Origin of the sequence: Pseudomonas meliae (assembly GCF_001400515.1) — a bacterium.
GTDB lineage: Bacteria > Pseudomonadota > Gammaproteobacteria > Pseudomonadales > Pseudomonadaceae > Aquipseudomonas > Aquipseudomonas amygdali.
Map to the genome: position 1 here is coordinate 1 of NZ_LJQT01000365.1, position 255 is coordinate 255.

General features: G+C 51.8%; 1 protein-coding gene. It reads left to right on the forward strand.

Translation table 11 applies throughout. The annotated features are described in order from the left end of the window. The first annotated feature begins 6 nt into the window (after window positions 1-6). Entirely contained in the window at window positions 7-210 is a 204-nt protein-coding gene (locus tag ALO64_RS17470) for a helix-turn-helix domain-containing protein (RefSeq protein ID WP_094195096.1), read from the forward strand. Window positions 211-255: the final 45 nt, after the last annotated feature.

Genomic DNA, 255 nt, shown 5'->3' on the forward strand with positions numbered 1-255 from the left:
TTTACAGTGGCGGTGACAACTGTCAAGGAACGACAAGTCCTGGAATGGGTGGCGATCGGCAAATCCGCGTGGGAGATATCCCGTATTCAAGGGTGCACGGAAGCGACCGTGCACTTTCATACCAGCAATATCCGCCGCAAGTTCGGGGTGACGTCATTGAAGGCGGCGCTGGTGATGGCGATCAGGCAGGGGGTTATTTTGGTGGAGTGATGTAAAACGTATTTCAAGCTTTTGAGTTAAGAGGGTGTAGACAAA